The organism is Pseudofrankia inefficax, from assembly GCF_000166135.1.
GTDB classification, from domain to species: Bacteria; Actinomycetota; Actinomycetes; order Frankiales; family Frankiaceae; genus Pseudofrankia; species Pseudofrankia inefficax.
Map to the genome: position 1 here is coordinate 4,007,229 of NC_014666.1, position 15,818 is coordinate 4,023,046.

13 protein-coding genes are annotated in these 15,818 nt (G+C 71.2%); 12 read left to right on the plus strand and 1 reads right to left on the minus strand.

Annotated features, from left to right (window positions below):
- Positions 1 to 16: 16 nt before the first annotated feature.
- A complete protein-coding gene (locus FRAEUI1C_RS16270; protein WP_013424403.1) occupies positions 17 to 769 on the minus strand; it encodes an SDR family NAD(P)-dependent oxidoreductase in 753 nt (250 codons plus the stop codon).
- A 452-nt stretch (positions 770 to 1,221) separates the two neighbouring features.
- Between FRAEUI1C_RS16270 and FRAEUI1C_RS16275 the strand changes: the two genes are divergently transcribed.
- The 12 genes from FRAEUI1C_RS16275 (at position 1,222) to FRAEUI1C_RS16330 (ending at position 15,772) form a co-directional block, all read left to right on the plus strand.
- Positions 1,222 to 2,874, plus strand: a complete 1,653-nt coding sequence (locus tag FRAEUI1C_RS16275; RefSeq protein WP_013424404.1) for an acyl-CoA carboxylase subunit beta — start codon at positions 1,222 to 1,224, stop codon at positions 2,872 to 2,874.
- A gap of 7 nt (positions 2,875 to 2,881) precedes the next feature.
- On the plus strand, positions 2,882 to 4,930 hold the full coding sequence (locus FRAEUI1C_RS16280) for an ATP-binding protein (protein WP_013424405.1): 2,049 nt from the start codon (positions 2,882 to 2,884) through the stop codon (positions 4,928 to 4,930).
- Positions 4,930 to 5,739 carry a TIGR03084 family metal-binding protein gene (locus FRAEUI1C_RS16285; protein WP_013424406.1) on the plus strand — a complete coding sequence of 270 codons (810 nt, stop codon included), beginning with the start codon at positions 4,930 to 4,932 and terminating at the stop codon, positions 5,737 to 5,739. Before FRAEUI1C_RS16280 ends, FRAEUI1C_RS16285 begins: the two co-directional genes overlap by 1 nt.
- On the plus strand, positions 5,736 to 7,616 hold the full coding sequence (locus tag FRAEUI1C_RS16290; protein ID WP_013424407.1) for an acyclic terpene utilization AtuA family protein: 1,881 nt from the start codon (positions 5,736 to 5,738) through the stop codon (positions 7,614 to 7,616). The genes FRAEUI1C_RS16285 and FRAEUI1C_RS16290 overlap by 4 nt, the downstream gene beginning before the upstream one ends.
- Complete coding sequence (locus FRAEUI1C_RS16295) at positions 7,613 to 8,212, plus strand: TetR/AcrR family transcriptional regulator (RefSeq protein WP_013424408.1); 600 nt, start codon at positions 7,613 to 7,615, stop codon at positions 8,210 to 8,212. Before FRAEUI1C_RS16290 ends, FRAEUI1C_RS16295 begins: the two co-directional genes overlap by 4 nt.
- 199 nt (positions 8,213 to 8,411) lie before the next feature.
- Entirely contained in the window at positions 8,412 to 9,689 is a 1,278-nt protein-coding gene (locus FRAEUI1C_RS16300) for a cytochrome P450 (RefSeq protein WP_157734956.1), read from the plus strand.
- A 342-nt stretch (positions 9,690 to 10,031) separates the two neighbouring features.
- The gene (locus FRAEUI1C_RS16305) at positions 10,032 to 11,102 is read left to right on the plus strand and encodes an NAD(P)H-dependent amine dehydrogenase family protein (protein WP_013424410.1); all 1,071 of its coding nucleotides are present in this window, start codon (positions 10,032 to 10,034) and stop codon (positions 11,100 to 11,102) included.
- Positions 11,099 to 11,812, plus strand: coding sequence for a TetR/AcrR family transcriptional regulator (locus FRAEUI1C_RS16310; RefSeq protein ID WP_013424411.1), 714 nt, complete (start codon positions 11,099 to 11,101; stop codon positions 11,810 to 11,812). The genes FRAEUI1C_RS16305 and FRAEUI1C_RS16310 overlap by 4 nt, the downstream gene beginning before the upstream one ends.
- Positions 11,809 to 12,675, plus strand: a complete 867-nt coding sequence (locus FRAEUI1C_RS16315) for an SDR family oxidoreductase (protein ID WP_013424412.1) — start codon at positions 11,809 to 11,811, stop codon at positions 12,673 to 12,675. Before FRAEUI1C_RS16310 ends, FRAEUI1C_RS16315 begins: the two co-directional genes overlap by 4 nt.
- An 11-nt stretch (positions 12,676 to 12,686) precedes the next feature.
- Positions 12,687 to 13,781, plus strand: coding sequence for an NAD(P)H-dependent amine dehydrogenase family protein (locus FRAEUI1C_RS16320; protein ID WP_232425449.1), 1,095 nt, complete (start codon positions 12,687 to 12,689; stop codon positions 13,779 to 13,781).
- 73 nt (positions 13,782 to 13,854) lie between these two features.
- A complete protein-coding gene (locus FRAEUI1C_RS16325; RefSeq protein ID WP_013424414.1) occupies positions 13,855 to 14,712 on the plus strand; it encodes an SDR family NAD(P)-dependent oxidoreductase in 858 nt (285 codons plus the stop codon).
- 28 nt (positions 14,713 to 14,740) lie between these two features.
- Positions 14,741 to 15,772: an NAD(P)H-dependent amine dehydrogenase family protein gene (locus FRAEUI1C_RS16330; RefSeq protein WP_013424415.1), complete on the plus strand. Its 1,032-nt coding sequence runs from the start codon at positions 14,741 to 14,743 to the stop codon at positions 15,770 to 15,772.
- Positions 15,773 to 15,818 lie beyond the last annotated feature (46 nt).

The following is a 15,818-nucleotide window of genomic DNA, read 5'->3' on the forward strand; positions in this document are numbered from 1 at the left end:
AAGGCGACGTGCTCGGTCAGAGGAAGCTTCCGCCGCCGTCGACCATCAGGGTGCAGCCGGTGATGTAGCTGGCGGCCGGGGAGACGAGGAACGCGACCGCGCGGCCGATATCCTGCTCCGCGTCGCCGGTTCTCTTGATCGACAATGAGCGCAGGATTCCGTCGAGCATCTCCGGGTGCTCCTCGAACTTGGCCTGCGTCGTCGGACCGGGCGCGAACGGCGCGACCGCGTTGACGGTGATGCCGTGTGCACCCCACTCGCGGGCGGCGACCTTCGTCAGTCCACCCACGGCGGCCTTAGCCGCGACGTAGGCCGAGTAGCCGGGTAGTCCGGACAGCTCTGAACCGGACCGCAGGTTGACGATTCGCCCGTCGCCCTGGAGGTGAGGGAAGGCGGCCCGCATGAACGCGAACGTCGCGGCCGGGCCGGTCGCGAACGAGAGCGCGAACGCCGCGTCGGTCGTCTCCTCCAGGGGTATTCCGACGACGCTCGCCATCGCGTTGTTGACCAGGATGTTCAGACCACCGAACCGCTTCACGGTCGCGGCGACGCAGGCTGCGACCTGCGCATTGTCCCGGATGTCACAGGGGTAGGCGAGTGCCGAGGCGCCGCGTTCCTCGACCTCGGCGGCGACCTTCTTCGCGTTGCCCGCGTCCAACTCGGCGATGGTGACGGCCGCGCCTTCGGTCGCCAGCGCGAGCGCGATTCCCCGGCCGATACTCTGTCCGGCGCCGGTTACGAGGGCGATCTTGCCGTCGAGTGAGCCCATGCGCCCACCTTTCGTGAAGTCGGGGAATTACGGAGAGGTGTCCGCGGCGGCGCGGCGGCAGACCGGTGACGGGCCCGAGCTGCTGCCACAGGACGATCTTTCGGCCGTTGATGCCTCCCGCGTCGTTGGCCGCGTCGAACCAGACCCTGGCGCCGCAGGGTAGCAGTCGCTATGTAGTGGTGCAATGATCCGTTCCCTGGTGGCCAGGCGTGCGTGACGCCGCTGTCCTCCGCTCGCTTGCGAGTCCACGCTAGTGACTCTACATTCACTTACATGCCGGAAGTGGACCATCTGACCCCTCGGTTCTCCAGCCAGGGCGCCCAGTGGCGGCGAGATAGTGATCGAAGGGTCACTAGGGTCACGTGTGGAGCCGGCGTGGGGCGCAGACCCGCGGGACGGCGCTGCGAGGCCCCGGACGAACGACGAGACGACCGAGAAGGGAGCAGGCAGCGATGAGCAACCTCGCCGGGCCGGTCACGGGGACCGCGCGTGCGCGGGTGGCCGAGGGGACTGTGCTGCGGTCCCGGCTGGACACGAACGCCGGGCAGTACCGGGCGAATCGGGTGGCCCAGCTGGCGATCCTCGCCGAGTTGGAGGGGGAGCTGGACAAGGCCCGCGACGGCGGCGGCCTCCGCTACCGGGAACGCCACCGCGGACGTGGTCGGCTGCTGGTCCGGGAACGGATCGAGCTGCTCGTCGACCGGGACTCGCCACTGCTGGAGCTTTCGCCGCTCGCGGCATGGGGGAGCGAGTTCGCGGTCGGCGCGAGTGTTGTGACGGGGATCGGCGTCGTCGCCGGCGTGGAGGCGGTGATCATCGCGCATGACCCGACGGTCCGCGGCGGCGCGATGAACCCGTTCTCGCTGCGCAAGACCCTGCGGGCGCTCGACATCGCCAAGCGCAACCGGCTGCCCGTGGTGAACCTGGTCGAGTCTGGTGGCGCCGATCTGCCGAACCAGTCGGACCTGTTCGTCCAGGCCGGCAAGATCTTCCACGACCTGACCGAGCTGTCGTCGCTGGGAATTCCGACGATCGCGCTGGTCTTCGGGAACTCCACGGCGGGCGGTGCCTACGTCCCCGGCATGTGCGATTACGCCGTGCTCGTCGACCAGCACGCCAAGGTGTTTCTGGGCGGCCCGCCGCTGGTGAAGATGGCTACCGGCGAGGAGTCCGACGACGAGGATCTCGGCGGCGCCGCGATGCACGCCCGGGTTTCCGGGCTCGCGGACTACTTCGCCACCGACGAGCGGGACGCGATCCGGATCGGTCGGCGCATCCTCTCGGAGCTCAACTGGCGCAAGCTCGGCCCGGGGCCGACTCTGGCCGCCGACCCGCCGCGGTACGACCCCGACGAGCTGCTCGGCATCGCCCCGGCCGACTTCCGGACGCCGTTCGACCCGCGCGAGGTGCTCGCGCGGGTCGTCGACGGCTCCCGGTTCGGTGAGTACAAGCCGGACTACGGCCGGAGCCTGGTGACGGGCTGGGCGTCGGTACACGGTTTCCCGGTCGGCGTGCTCGCGAACGCGAACGGCATCCTGTTCTCCGAGGAGTCGAAGAAGGGCGCCGAGTTCATCCAGCTCGCCAACCAGACCGACACGCCGCTGATCTTCCTGCAGAACACGACCGGATTCATGGTCGGCGCTGCCTACGAGCAGGGCGGCATCATCAAGGACGGCGCCAAGCTGATCAATGCCGTCACGAACAGCTCGGTGCCCCATGTCACGATCAACATGGCCGCGTCTTTCGGCGCCGGGAACTATGGCATGTCCGGGCGCGCCTATGACCCGCGCTTCATGTTCGCCTGGGTCAACGCGAAGCTCGCCGTGATGGGCGCGGCCCAGCTCGCCGGCGTGCTGTCCATCGTCGGGAAGGCGGCGGCAGCCGCGTCGGGCCGACCGTTCGACCAGGACGAGGACGACGCGAGGCGGGACACGATCGAACGGCAGATCGCCGCGGAGTCGCATTCCTTCTTCATCAGCGGAAAGCTCTATGACGACGGCGTGCTCGACCCCCGCGACACCCGCACCGTGCTCGGTATCGCGCTGTCAGCCGCGCATTCGGCGCCGATCGAGGGACGCCGTGGCTACGGCGTCTTCAGGATGTAGGGACGCCGTGAAGACGATTACCAAGCTGCTCGTCGCGAACCGGGGAGAGATCGCCGCCAGGGTGATCCGCTCCGCGCGTGAGCTCGACATCGCCACCGTCGCGGTGTTCTCCGACCCTGACGCCGACGCGCCGTTCGTCGCCGCGGCCGACGAGGCGATCCGGCTGCCGGGGGCCACCCCGGGCGAGACCTACCTGCGCGCCGACCTCATCCTCGCCGCGGCGAGGCGCGTCGGAGCCGACGCCATCCACCCCGGCTACGGCTTTCTGTCGGAGAACGCCGGCTTCGCCCGCGCGTGCGCCCAGGCCGGCGTCACGTTCGTCGGGCCGTCACCGTCCGCCATCGAGTCGATGGGCTCGAAGACGCGAGCGAAGGACCTGATGGCGGCGGCCGGGGTTCCCGTACTGCCAGGGCTGGTCGTGGACGAGGCGCTCGCCGCGGACGCGGACGCACTCGTCCGCGCGGCGGCGGACCTGGAGTTCCCGCTGCTGGTCAAGGCCGTCTACGGCGGTGGTGGTCGCGGCATGCGGATCGTGCGCACCGGGCCGGAACTGGCCGAGGCCGTCACGGGCGCCCGGCGTGAGGCGGCCAGCGCGTTCGGAGACGGCGCGGTCTTCCTGGAGCACTACGTCGAGCGGCCCCGGCACATCGAGGTACAGGTCCTGGCCGACACCCACGGCAGCGTGGTGCACCTGTTCGAGCGAGAATGCTCGATCCAACGGCGCTTTCAGAAGATCATCGAGGAAGCCCCCTCGGTCGCGGTCGACGCCCAGCTGCGCGGGCGGCTGGGCGCGGCGGCGGTCGCGGCGGCGGCGGCGATCGGCTATGTCGGCGCCGGCACCGTCGAGTTCGTCCTCGACCAGTCCGGGCGGTTCTTCTTCCTCGAGGTCAACACACGCCTGCAGGTGGAGCACCCGGTCACCGAGGAGATCACAGGCCTGGATCTGGTCGCGCTGCAGCTCCTGGTCGCCGAGGGCCATCCGCTGCCTCCCGAGGTCCACACCGCGAAGATCAACGGCCATGCGATCGAGGCCCGGCTGTACGCGGAGGACGTGCCCGCGGGCTTCCTGCCGTCGACCGGCACGCTGCACCGGTTCGAGGTGCCGGAGACGCCGGGAATCCGGGTTGATTCGGGCGTCGCCGCGGGCTCGGTCGTCGGGGTGCACTACGACCCGATGCTGGCCAAGGTGATCGCCCACGGTGCCACCCGTGAGCAGGCGATCCGCAGGCTGGCCGCGGCCCTGGACGCCACCCGGGCCCACGGCGTGAGGACGAACCGGGCGTTGTTGGTCGCGATCCTGCGGGAGGCCGAGTTCCGCGCGGGCGCGATCGACACCGGCTACCTCGATCGACACGACCCGGTCGCGATGGGCTCGCCGGTCGCGGATGAGGAGATGCGCGCCGCCCACCTGGTCGCCGCCGCCCTCGCCGCCGCGGCCGACCGCCGGTCCACGGCGATCCTCCCGGGAGCGCCGTCCGGCTGGCGCAACGTCGCGTCCGGGCCGCAGTGCGTCGAGTACGAGACCGCGGGCGACACCGTCGAGGTGACCTACCGTCATCGCGGCAGCGGGGTGGAGGCGACTGTCGCCGGACGACCGCTCGACGTCGAGCTCCACCACGTCGCCGCCGACCTCGCCGACCTGACCGTCCAGGGCGTCCGTTCTCGGGTGCGGATCACGCGGGTCGCGGCGCCGGCCGCGGGCCCCACCGTCTATCTGGACGGCAGGGGAGGATCGACGGCCGCGCGCGAGGTGCCGCGGTTCGTCGAACCCGGGTCCGCCACCCCGCCGGGGTCACTCGTCGCGCCGATGCCGGGCACGGTCGTCCGGCTCGGTGTCGGCGCCCACGGCGCCGTCGCGAAGGGAGACGTCGTGATCATCCTGGAGGCGATGAAGATGGAACACACGATCAACGCGCCCTACGACGGCGTCGTCGCCGAGCTGTACTTCGCCGCGGGCGACACCGTCGACGGCGGGACCGTGCTCGCCGTGATCACGCCGAGCGACCCTGCGTCGACGGCGTCGGTCGCGGCGGCGAACCCGGTCGCGGTCGCCTGATGGCGGTCGATGCCGCGGTGCTCGTCGCGGACGTGGCCGCTGAGGCCGCCGACCTCGCCACCCTGCTGCGCCCGCTGGACGAGAACGGCTGGCGTACCCCCACCCCCGCGAAGGGATGGGACATCCTCGACCAGATCGCTCACCTCGCCTTCTGGGACGAGGTCGCGACGCTCGCCGCCACTGACGCCGAGGGGTTCGCGGTCGAAAGACAGGCCCTCGTCTCGCTCGGCGACGACTTCGCCGACGTCGTCGCCGCGCGCTTCCGTGACCGAACCGGCGCGGAGGTGTTCGGTTGGTTCCTCCAGGCACGCCGGGAACTGCTGGCCGCGCTGGTCGCGGTGCCCGACGGGACGAAGCTGCCGTGGTTCGGCCCGCCGATGAGCGCCGCGAGCTCGCTGACCGCACGGCTGATGGAGACCTGGGCGCACGGACAGGACGTCGCCGACGCGCTCGGCGCCTCCCGAATACCGACGAGGCGGCTACGCCACATCGCCCGGCTCGGCGTCGCGACGATCGCCTGGAGCTTCGCCGTGCACGGCCGGCCCGCGCCGACGGCGCCGTTCCGCGTCGAGCTGTCAGCACCCGACGGTGGCCTGTGGGCGTGGGGCCCGCCGGACGCCGCGAATGTCGTGCGCGGCCCGGCGCGCGATTTCTGCCTGCTGGTCACGCAGCGCCGCCACCGCTCGGCGCTGGCCCTGACAACCACCGGCACGGAGGCGGCGACGTTCCTGGAGGTCGCCCAGATCTTCGCCGGCCCGCCAGCGGCCGGCCGCGCGCCGATCAGCCAGACACCGGAGCAGCCGCGATGACGAGACCCGCGGCGGACCAACCTGACGGCACGCGCCGGCCGGTACGGATCGCCAACTGCTCAGGCTTCTACGGTGACCGGCTCGACGCGGCCCGCCTCATGGTCGACGGCGGCCCGATCGACGTACTCACCGGCGACTACCTCGCCGAGCTGACGATGCTCATCCTCTGGAAGACCAGGGGCCGGCCCGGGGGGGTCGGCTACGCTCGCACCTTTCTCGCCCAGGTCGAGGACGTCCTCGGGAACTGCCTGGACCGTGGCATCAGGATCGTCGCCAACGCCGGCGGGCTCGACCCGGCCGGCCTCGCCGCGAAGGTCCGCGCGGTCGCCGCGGACCTCGGCCTGCGCCCGAACATCGCCTACGTCACAGGCGACAACCTGATCGACCGGATTGGCGCGCTGCAGGCCGCCGGCGAGCCGTTCGCCCATCTGGACACCGGCCGCCGCCTCGCCGACGCGGGCGTTGAACCGGTCACGGCGAACGCCTACCTCGGCGGCTGGGGCATCGCCGCCGCGCTGTCCAGTGGCGCGGACGTGGTCATCGCCCCGAGGGTCACCGATGCCTCGCTCGTACTCGGCCCGGCCGCCTGGTGGCACGACTGGCGGCGCGGCGACTGGGACCGTCTCGCGGGCGCGGTCGCCGCCGGGCACGTCATCGAGTGCGGCCCGCAAGCCTGCGGCGGCAACTACCCCTTCCTCGACGAGGTGACCGACGGCGGCTATCCCGGCTTCCCCATCGCCGAGGTCGCCGCCGACGGCAGCAGCGTCATCACCAAGCACCCCGGCACCGGCGGTGCGGTGACCGCCGGCACGGTCACCGCGCAGCTGCTCTACGAGATCGCGGCGCCCGCCTACGCGAACCCCGACGTCACCGCGCACTTCGACACGACGCGCCTGACCCACGAGGGCTCCGACAGGGTGCGGCTCGCCGCGACGCGGGGCACGCCGCCCTCCGGCCAACTCAAGGTCGCGATGAACTACCTCGGCGGTTATCGCAACACCGTCACCATGGTCATCACCGGTCTCGACATCGAAGAGAAGGCCAGCCGGGCGCGCCGGGAACTGTTCGACGGCCTGGGAGGGGAGAGCGGCTTCGACGCCGTCGACGTCCAGCTCCTGCGTTTCGATCAGCCGGATGCCGCGTCGAACGCGTTGGCGACCGCCCACCTGCGGATCACCGTCAAGGACCGGGACGCCACGAAGGCCGGCCGGCGATTCTCGGACGCGGCCAACAGCCTCTTCCTCGGTGGCTACGCCGGCTTCCACACCACCACACCGCCCGGCGACGCGAGCGCCTTCGGGGTCTACTGGCCCACGCTCATCGCCCGCGACGCCGTCGCGCAGACGGTCGTCCTCGACGACGCGACCACCCTGGCGATTCCCCACAGTCCCTCCGCTCCCCACAGTCCCTCCGCGGGCCACAGTCCCTCCGCTCCCCACAGTCCCTCCGCGGGCCACGCCGAAGCCGTCCAACCTACGGCGCCTGCCGTCCCCGCGGTCTGCGGCGGCGCGACGATGCGGGTGCCACTGGGCCGGATTGTCGGTGCGCGCTCGGGTGACAAGGGCGGCAACGCCAACGTCGGTCTGTGGGCGCGCACCGACGCGTCCTACCGCTGGCTGGCCGGAGCCCTCACCGTCGAGACGTTCCGCGCCCTGCTTCCTGAGGCGCACGGCCTGCCTGTCCATCGGTTTGAGCTGGCGAACCTTCGAGCACTGAACTTCGTCGTCGTCGGCCTGCTGGGCGACGGCGTCGCGTCCAGTGTCCGGGTCGACCCACAGGCCAAAGGGCTCGGCGAGTACGTACGCTCCCGATTCATGGACATCCCCGCGGTCCTTCTGGAGACCGCCCGGCCCGGATCACGGGCGATCGCCCCGTGACGCAGCAGACGGGCAGCCGGGTGCGCGATCCGGAACGCCGGGAGAAGATCCTCGCCGCGGCGACCGAGCTGATCGCCGCCCGTGGCTACCACGCGGTCACGATGGCGGAGATCGGCCGAGAAGCCGGGATCGTCGGCTCCGGCGTGTACCGGCACTTCACGGGCAAGGCCGAGGTGCTTTCCGCTCTCCTCGATCAGACCCTGGCCACCTTGCTCGCCGACGCCGCGCGGATCATCGACGCGGGCCACGACAGCGCGACCACGATCCGGATGCTGGTCCGCTCCCAGGTCGACTTCTCGATCGACAACAGGGACATGGTCCGCCTCTACCGGCAGGAGGCCCCGACGCTGCCCGCCGAGGATGGACGCCGACTCCGTCGCGCCCAGCGCCACTACAACGAGGAGTGGGCCGCCACGGTCAGCGAGCTACGCCCCGATCTGAACGACGCCGAGACGGCCGCCCTCGTTCAGGCCGCGATCGCCGCGATCCAGTCGGTCGTCACCTACGACAGTGGACTACCGCGTGCCGATCTCGTCCCGCTGCTCACCACAGCCGCCCTTTCCTGCCTGGGCCTGGGAGGACTGGGTGACAGATGAACAATTCTCACTGTGAGCCGCTGGCCCGACGCCGTCATCGCCCAGCCGCGGGCCAAGACTAGAGTGACATATGGCGCATAGTGAAAACTATTGTCATGGCGGTCATGGCGGGCATGGCGGTCATGGGGGTCATGGCGGTCAGGCGGTCATGGCGGGAGGGTGCGCCGCTGGCGAGTCGACGCAACGGGACGGGATAGCGATGACCTACCTATCCAGCAAGCATCCGGCGGTGCCGTACGGCGAGACGCGCCGCCGCGGGGTGCCTGCCGCACGGTATCCGGCGCATTCCGACGCGCCTCGGCTCTACGGTCCTGGCGTCAGCCAGAGTCTCGCCGCGCTGTACCGGCAGCTGCGCGCCGAGCACGGGGTTGTCGCACCCGTTCTGCTCGAGGGGGACATTCCGGCCTGGCTCGTGCTCGGGTACCGGGAGGCGCGTTTCGTCGCCAGCCGCGGCGAGCTCTTCGACCGAGACTCCGCTCGCTGGAACGCCTGGGACCTGGTTCCACCAGGGTGGCCCCTGCTGCCAGCCGTCGGTAAGGCCGATTCGGTGATGTGGGTGAGCGGCGCCGAGCACGCCCGCCGCTCCGGTGCCATTCACGACGTGCTTACCGAGGTCGACCTCTTCGAGCTGCGGTCGCGATGCGCGCGGATCGCGGACGAGCTGGTCGACCGGTTCGCGGACACCGGCGAGGCTGAGCTGATGTACCAGTACGCCCACGTGCTGCCCGCGCGGGCGATCGCCGGGATCCTCGGCATCCCGGCGCACGAGACGGCAGCGGTTGTGCTCGACCTCGTGCGGATCCTCGACCAGGGCCCGGACGCGCTCGACGCGCACGGCCGGATCAGCGCGCTGCTGGCTCGACTCGTCGCGCAGCGGCGCGCGGCACCCGGGCGCGATGTCATCTCCCGGCTGGTCGCGCATCCGGCGGCGCTGTCGGACGAGGAGGCGATCCAGGACATCTTCGTGCTGGTCGGCGCCGGTCAGCAGCCGACCGCGTACTGGATCGGGAACACGTTGCGGCTCCTGCTCTCCGACGACCGGTTCGCGACGACCCTCGCCGGCGGTCGGCGCAGCGTCGGCCAGGCGATGGCCGAGGTGCTCTGGGAGGACCCGCCGGTCGCGAACTTCACCGGCCGCTGGGCGGTGCGGTCCACTCAGCTGGGCGGGCAGCGTATCCAGGCCGGCGACATGCTCGTTCTCGGCGTCGCCGCGGCCAACGTCGACCCGACGATCCGCCCCGACGCCTGTGTCGGCTCCGCGGGCAACCAAGCCCACCTGGCGTTCGGCCACGGCGAGCATCGATGCCCCGTGCCCGCCGAGGAACTCGCCGAGGCCATCGCCGAAACGGCTGTGGAGGTCCTCCTCGACCGGCTCCCAGACATCACGCTGGCCATCCCGGCCCACCACCTCGTCTGGACGCCCGCCGTGTGGGTTCGCGGCCTCGCCGCCCTGCCCACCACCTTCACCGCCGTCTGACCGCCGGGCTCACTGTCAGTAGCCTTCCGACCGCGCACCTACCCGCGCGTGACCTCGCCCAGGGCTTCCCGCCCACGCTGCTCACCAGCGGCACCCGCGACCTGTTCCCGTCGAACACGACGCCGGCCTGCCGCTCCCCGGCTACCCGTGTGTTTGAGATCAGCATGCGAGGGCGCGGGGCGGACGTCGCGGCGGCCGACAGGCCCGGTCGGCGTCGCGTCGCGCGGTGATCCAGCTCCAGGCGGTCTACCGACGTCGTCCGGCGACCGCTGGACAGCGAAACCATAAAGCTGTTTAGGATATGCACGCGGAGGTCCCCGGGACGCACTTTCTGGAGCTGGTATGTCACTGCGGGTCATTCAGTTCGCGACCGGGAACGTCGGGCGTCATGCTCTGCGCTCGATCATCAACCGGCCGGGTCTGGAACTGGTGGGGGTGCACGCCAGCAGCCCCGAGAAGGTAGGACGGGACGCGGCCGAGCTCAGCGGCCTCGAGACCCCGACCGGCATCGTGGCGACCAACGACCTCGAGGCGCTGTTGGCACTGAAGGCCGACTGCGTCGTCTACACGTCGCAGGCGGAGACGCGTCCGCAGGCCGCCCTCGCCGACATCACGGCCTTCCTCGCCGCGGGCACCAATGTCGTGGCGACGTCTCTGGTCTGGCTCGTCTATCCGCCCCATGCCGATGCCTGGCTGCGCGAGCCGATCGAGGCGGCCTGCGCGGCCGGGGGCAGCACCATGTACGTGAACGGCATCGACCCCGGCTTCTCCGGTGACCTCTTGCCCCTCGCGGCGCTGAGCCTGACCGAGCGGGCCGACGAGATCCTGGTGCAGGAGATCTTCGACTACGGCTCGTACGAGGACGCCGAGTTCACCGGAGCGAGCTTCGGGTTCGGCGCCCCGCCGGACGTCGTGCCCACCCTGTTCCTGCCCGGCGTGCTCGCGTCGATCTGGGGCGGTCCCGTCCGGCTACTGGCGGACCAGCTCGGGGTGCAGATTGAGGAGCTCCGCGAACGGCACGAGACCTGGACCGCCACGCGGACCATCACCTGCGCGATGATGACCGTCGAGCCGGGCCAGGTCGCGGCCGCCCGTTTTGCCGTCGAGGGCTTCGTGCGCGGGCGCCCCGCGATCGTCATGGAGCACGTGAACCGGCTGACCTCCCAGGCCGCGCCCGAATGGCCGTTTCCGCCCGAGGGGCGGCCGGGCGTGCACCGGGTCGTGATCAAGGGTGTGCCGGGTGTCGAGATCAACACCCACGTCGGCGGCGGGCGCATCGATCACAACGAGGCGGGTGTCATCGCGACGGCGGCCAAGGCCGTGAACGCGATCCCCGCGGTGTGCGCGGCGTCTCCGGGGCTCACGCACCTGTCCGAGCTTCCGGTCGCCCAGGCTCACGGCCTCATGTCGTGACACCGCGCACCACGCGTCGCCTCGGGCCGATCCCGCCGACCCGGCCCGCGAGCGGGGCACAGGAACGCGGCGAGCGGACGCGGGCTCTGATCATGGACGAGACCGTGCGCTGCGTGGTCGAGGAAGGCTTCGCCGCCGCCAGTGCCCAGCACATCGCCGAGCGCGCCGGCGTCACCTGGGGCGTGATCCAGTACCACTTCGGGGACCGTAACGGTCTGCTGACCGCGGTCGTCGAGGCGAGCTTCGCCGAGCTTCGCCAGCGGATGGCCGCTGTCGGGGTGTCGGTGGGCTCCACGCGCGAGCAGGTCAGCGCACTCGTCGAAGCCGCCTGGGCCGTGTTCTGCACACCGGCGTCGCGAGCGAGCCTGGAGATCGCCGTCGCGACCCGCAGCCAACGTGACGCGGCGACGAGCGAGCATTTCGCCCTGATCGCGGCAGAGCTGGCGCGCCTCGGCGAGGAACTGATCGCCGAACGGCGGCACCGGGGCGACGCCCGGGCCGTCGGCCACCTGCTCTGGGCGGCGCTGCGCGGGCTCGTCTTCGCCCAGCTGGCCACGCGCGAGCCGCTCGACACCTCCCGCGAGCGCGCGGCGCTGGTCGACCTGCTTGTCGCGCACCTGGAGCCCGGCCTCGACGGCGCGGCCCGCGCGGATGCTCACCTGGACGGAGACTCCTCCCGGGCCGCCTGGCAGCTTACGGAGCAGCCATGACGAAACCGGACCGTCAGCACGCCGGGATTCTCGCTGACGAGATGACCGGTATCGCCGGCTTGGCGAGCGGGCAAGGCCCGGCCCTGTTCCAGGCCGGGAAGGTCGCGGTGGTGACCGGGATCGGGCCGGGCATGGGGCGCAGCATCGCGCTGGGATTCGCCCGGGCCGGCGTCGACGTCGTGCTCGCGGCGCGGCGGGCGGACCGGCTGGCGGCGGTGGCCGACGAGATCCGGGCCCTCGGCCGCGAGCCGGTGGCCGTGCCGACGGACATCACCGACGCGGGCGCCTGCCAGCGCCTGGTCGACGCGGCGGTCGACCGGTTCGGCGGCGTCGACATCCTCGTGCAGAACGGCCATCACGAAGGCGACTGGCAGCCCGTCCTCACCGCCGACCCGCAGGTGTGGCGGGGCATCTTCGAGGTCAACCTGTTCGGCGCGTTGCATCTGGTGCAGGCCGCGGTGCCCGTGATGAGCGAGCGCGGCGGCGGCTCGGTCATCCTGGTCAACTCGGGAGCCGCGGTCCGAACGCCGGCCACGATGGGCGCCTACTCGACGTCGAAGGCGGCGCTCGCGGCACTGACGCGGACGCTCGCGCTGGAGGTCGGTGCCGCCGGCGTCCGGGTGAACGGCGTCTTCCTCGGCCCGGTGCTGGGGGAGAACCTCGAGCGTCTCGGCGCCGGCGCGGCGGCGGCCGCGGGCACCAGCGTCGAGGAGTGGCTGGAGACGAAGGCGACGGAGATGCCGCTGGGCGTCGTCCCGTCGCCCGACCAGTGCGCCGGAGCGGTTCTTTTCCTCGCGTCCGACCTGGCCAGCGTCATCACTGGCCAGCACCTCGCCGTCAACGGAGGCCAGTGGCTGACATGAGTGCCTCAACGGTGACCGACTTACCTGGGCGTTCTTACCGGGTCATCCAGTGGGCGACGGGCTCGATCGGCCGGATCGCGATCCGGCACTTCGTCGACACCCCTGGTTACGAGCTGGTCGGCGTCTATGTCACCAACGCGGAGAAGGTCGACGTCGACGCGGGAACGCTCGCGGGTATCGACCCCGTCGGGGTTGCCGCGACCGGGTCCGTGGCCGACGTCCTCGCGCTGGACGCGGACTGCGTGAACTACGCGCCGCTGTACGCCGACGTCGACGAGATGTGCCAGATCCTGCGGTCGGGCAAGAGCATCGTCACGCCGACGGGCTGGGTGTTCCCGGCCGGCCTCGCGAACCAGGAGCCGGTCGGACGGCTCGCCGCGGCCTGCCATGACGGCGGTAGCTCCCTGTTCGGCGCCGGCATTCATCCGGGCTTCTCGGGCGACCTGCTGCCGCTGACCGTCGCGAGGCTGTGCACCCGCATCGACCGGGTCACCGTCCAGGAGGTAGCCGACCTCGCCCTCCATCCCTCGCCCGCGATGACCTTCGACGGCCTCGGCTTCGGCCGCGACCCCGACGACGCGCGCGAGCACCCCAGCCCCCTGATCCACACGATGGAGGACATCTTCCGCGAGTCGATGGCGCTGCTGGCCGAAGGCCTCGGAGTCACCGTCGACGAGTACACGACCGACTTCGACGTCGCGGTGGCGAAGACCGACCTGACCGTGCGGTCGGGCGAGATTCCCGCCGGAACCGTCGGGGGCATGCGTCACGAGTGGATCGCCCGGGCCGGCGGCCGGCCCGTGATCGTCTTTCGCAGCTTCTGGAAGATGTCCGACGACCTGGAGCCGAACTGGGGCTACGGGACCGTCAAGTACACGGTCAGCATCGAAGGCGAGCCGTCGACCACCCTCACCCTCGAACCGTCCCGCAGACACCCAGACGGAGACGAGGGCTACTGGGGCCGTGTCTGGACCGCGATGAACGCCGTCAACGCGATCCCGGCCGTCTGCGCCGCCCCGCCGGGCATCCACACCCACCTGGATCTGCCGCTCGTGCGCCCGCCGGGACGCGTCCGGCCCGAGCCGTCCACCGTCGTGCGGTCCTGACCCCCACCGCGACTACTCCAAGACCGCAAGCCCCCTGCGCGCCGACCGGCGCCGACGGATCGGTAGGACAGACATGTTCAAGGACAAGTACGGGCCCTGGGCCTTCATCGCCGGCGCGTCGATGGGTATCGGCCGGGCGTTGTCGCTGGAGGCGGCGGCCCGCGGGCTGAACGTGGTGATGAACGCCCGCGGCGCCGAGACGCTGGCCGCGACCGCCGCGGAGGTGCGCGCGACGCACGGTGTCGAGGTGCGCGAGTTGGCCGCGGACCTGACCGACCCGGAGATCGGCGAGATCGTCGCTGCCGCGACGGACGACCTGGAGATCGGGTTGTTCGTCTACAACGCGGCGGTGGCGCCGATCGGGCTGTTCCTCACCCACCCGCTGGAGCTGCAGCTGCGGTCGGTGCGGGCGAACTGCGCGACGCCGCTGATCCTGCTCAACCTGTTCGCGCCCAGGATGGTCGCGCGCGGCCGGGGCGGGATCTCGCTGGTCAGTTCGACCGGTGGCACCCAGGGCGCCGTCACCAGCGCCACCTACAACGCGGGCAAGGCCTTCGAGTGGATCCTCGCCGAATCGTTGTGGGGCGAGTTGGGCGACCAGGGCGTGGACGTCACCGCGATGCTCGTCGGCGCGACCGCGTCGCCGAACTTCAACGCCTTCAAGGACACCCTCGACCCGGCCCTGTGCGACAGGGCCGACTCCGAGGACCTGCTCGACCGGATGCGCAACGCCCTGGTGAACCCGACCGAGCCCGAGCAGGTCGCGATCGCGCTGTACGACGGGCTGCCGAACGGCCCGGTGACCTGGTCCAAGCCCCTCGACGAGTGGATCACGACCAGGTCGCTGGCGATGCCGCGCGGCGAGGTGACGCTGACCTGGCGGGCGCTCATGGAGACCTCGACCCGGCCGCCCGAGCGGCAGGCCCGGTAGGAACGCCCGGACACGGAAGGGAGACGCTGTGCGGAAGTTACGCGTCGTCCAGTGGACGACCGGGAAGACAGGCTCCGCCGCCGTGCGCGGGCTCGTCGGACATCCCGCGCTGGAGCTCGTCGGCTGTTACGCCTACTCGCCGGACAAGGTCGGCCGCGACGTCGGCGAGCTCGCCGGGATCGCGCCGATCGGGATCACGGCGACCGACGACGTGGACGCGCTGCTGGCGCTGAAGCCGGACTGCGTCGCCTACATGGCCTTCCGGCCGGATTTCGACCACCTCGACCGGATCCTCTCGGCCGGCGTGAACATCGTGTCCACGATGTACATGCTCGCGGGCGCGGGCTACGGCGAGGACGTCAGGGACCGGCTCGCGGCGGCCTGCGAGCGCGGCGGATCCTCGCTCTACACGACTGGGGTCTACCCGGGCCACATGGGCATGTCCGTGCTCGCGGCGAGCGCGATGTGCACCCGGATCGACCGGATCTCGATCCTGGAGTCGCTCGACATGAGCGGCTACGCCAACGAGCGGATGTTCCGGGCCATGAGCATCGGCCTGCGGCCCGACGACCCGGCCGCGCCCGGGATGATCGAGGTCAACTGCGGGTCGTTCAAGGAGCAGATCCGCGTCCTCGCGCACGCGCTGACCGTCGACCTCGACGAGGTGCGGTTCACCGCCGAGTTCGCCGCCGCCACGCGGGATGTCGACTTCGGCTTCATGCGGCTGAAGGAGGGCGAGATCTCCGGCTTCAAGGGCGTGATCGCCGGGATCTCCGCTGGCCGGTCGGTGATCGAGTGCCGGTTCGTATGGAAGGTCGGCGACCAGATGACGCCCAACTGGCCCGTCGAGGACGGCTACGTCCTCGAGATCGAGGGCGACCCGGGCGTCCAGGTGCGCCTCGCGCCGATCGGCAGCGCGCACTTCGCCTCGGCAGGCCCGACTGCGATGCCCGCGATCAACGCTATTCCCCACGTCGTCGCGGCCAGGCCCGGCATCGTCAACCATGCCGATCTGCCGTTCGTCACCGGCCGTCACCTGTTGAACCGCCAGAACCCGTGACGTTCTTCGGCCGTGAACGGGCGCCGCGGCCTTCCAGGGCCGCGGT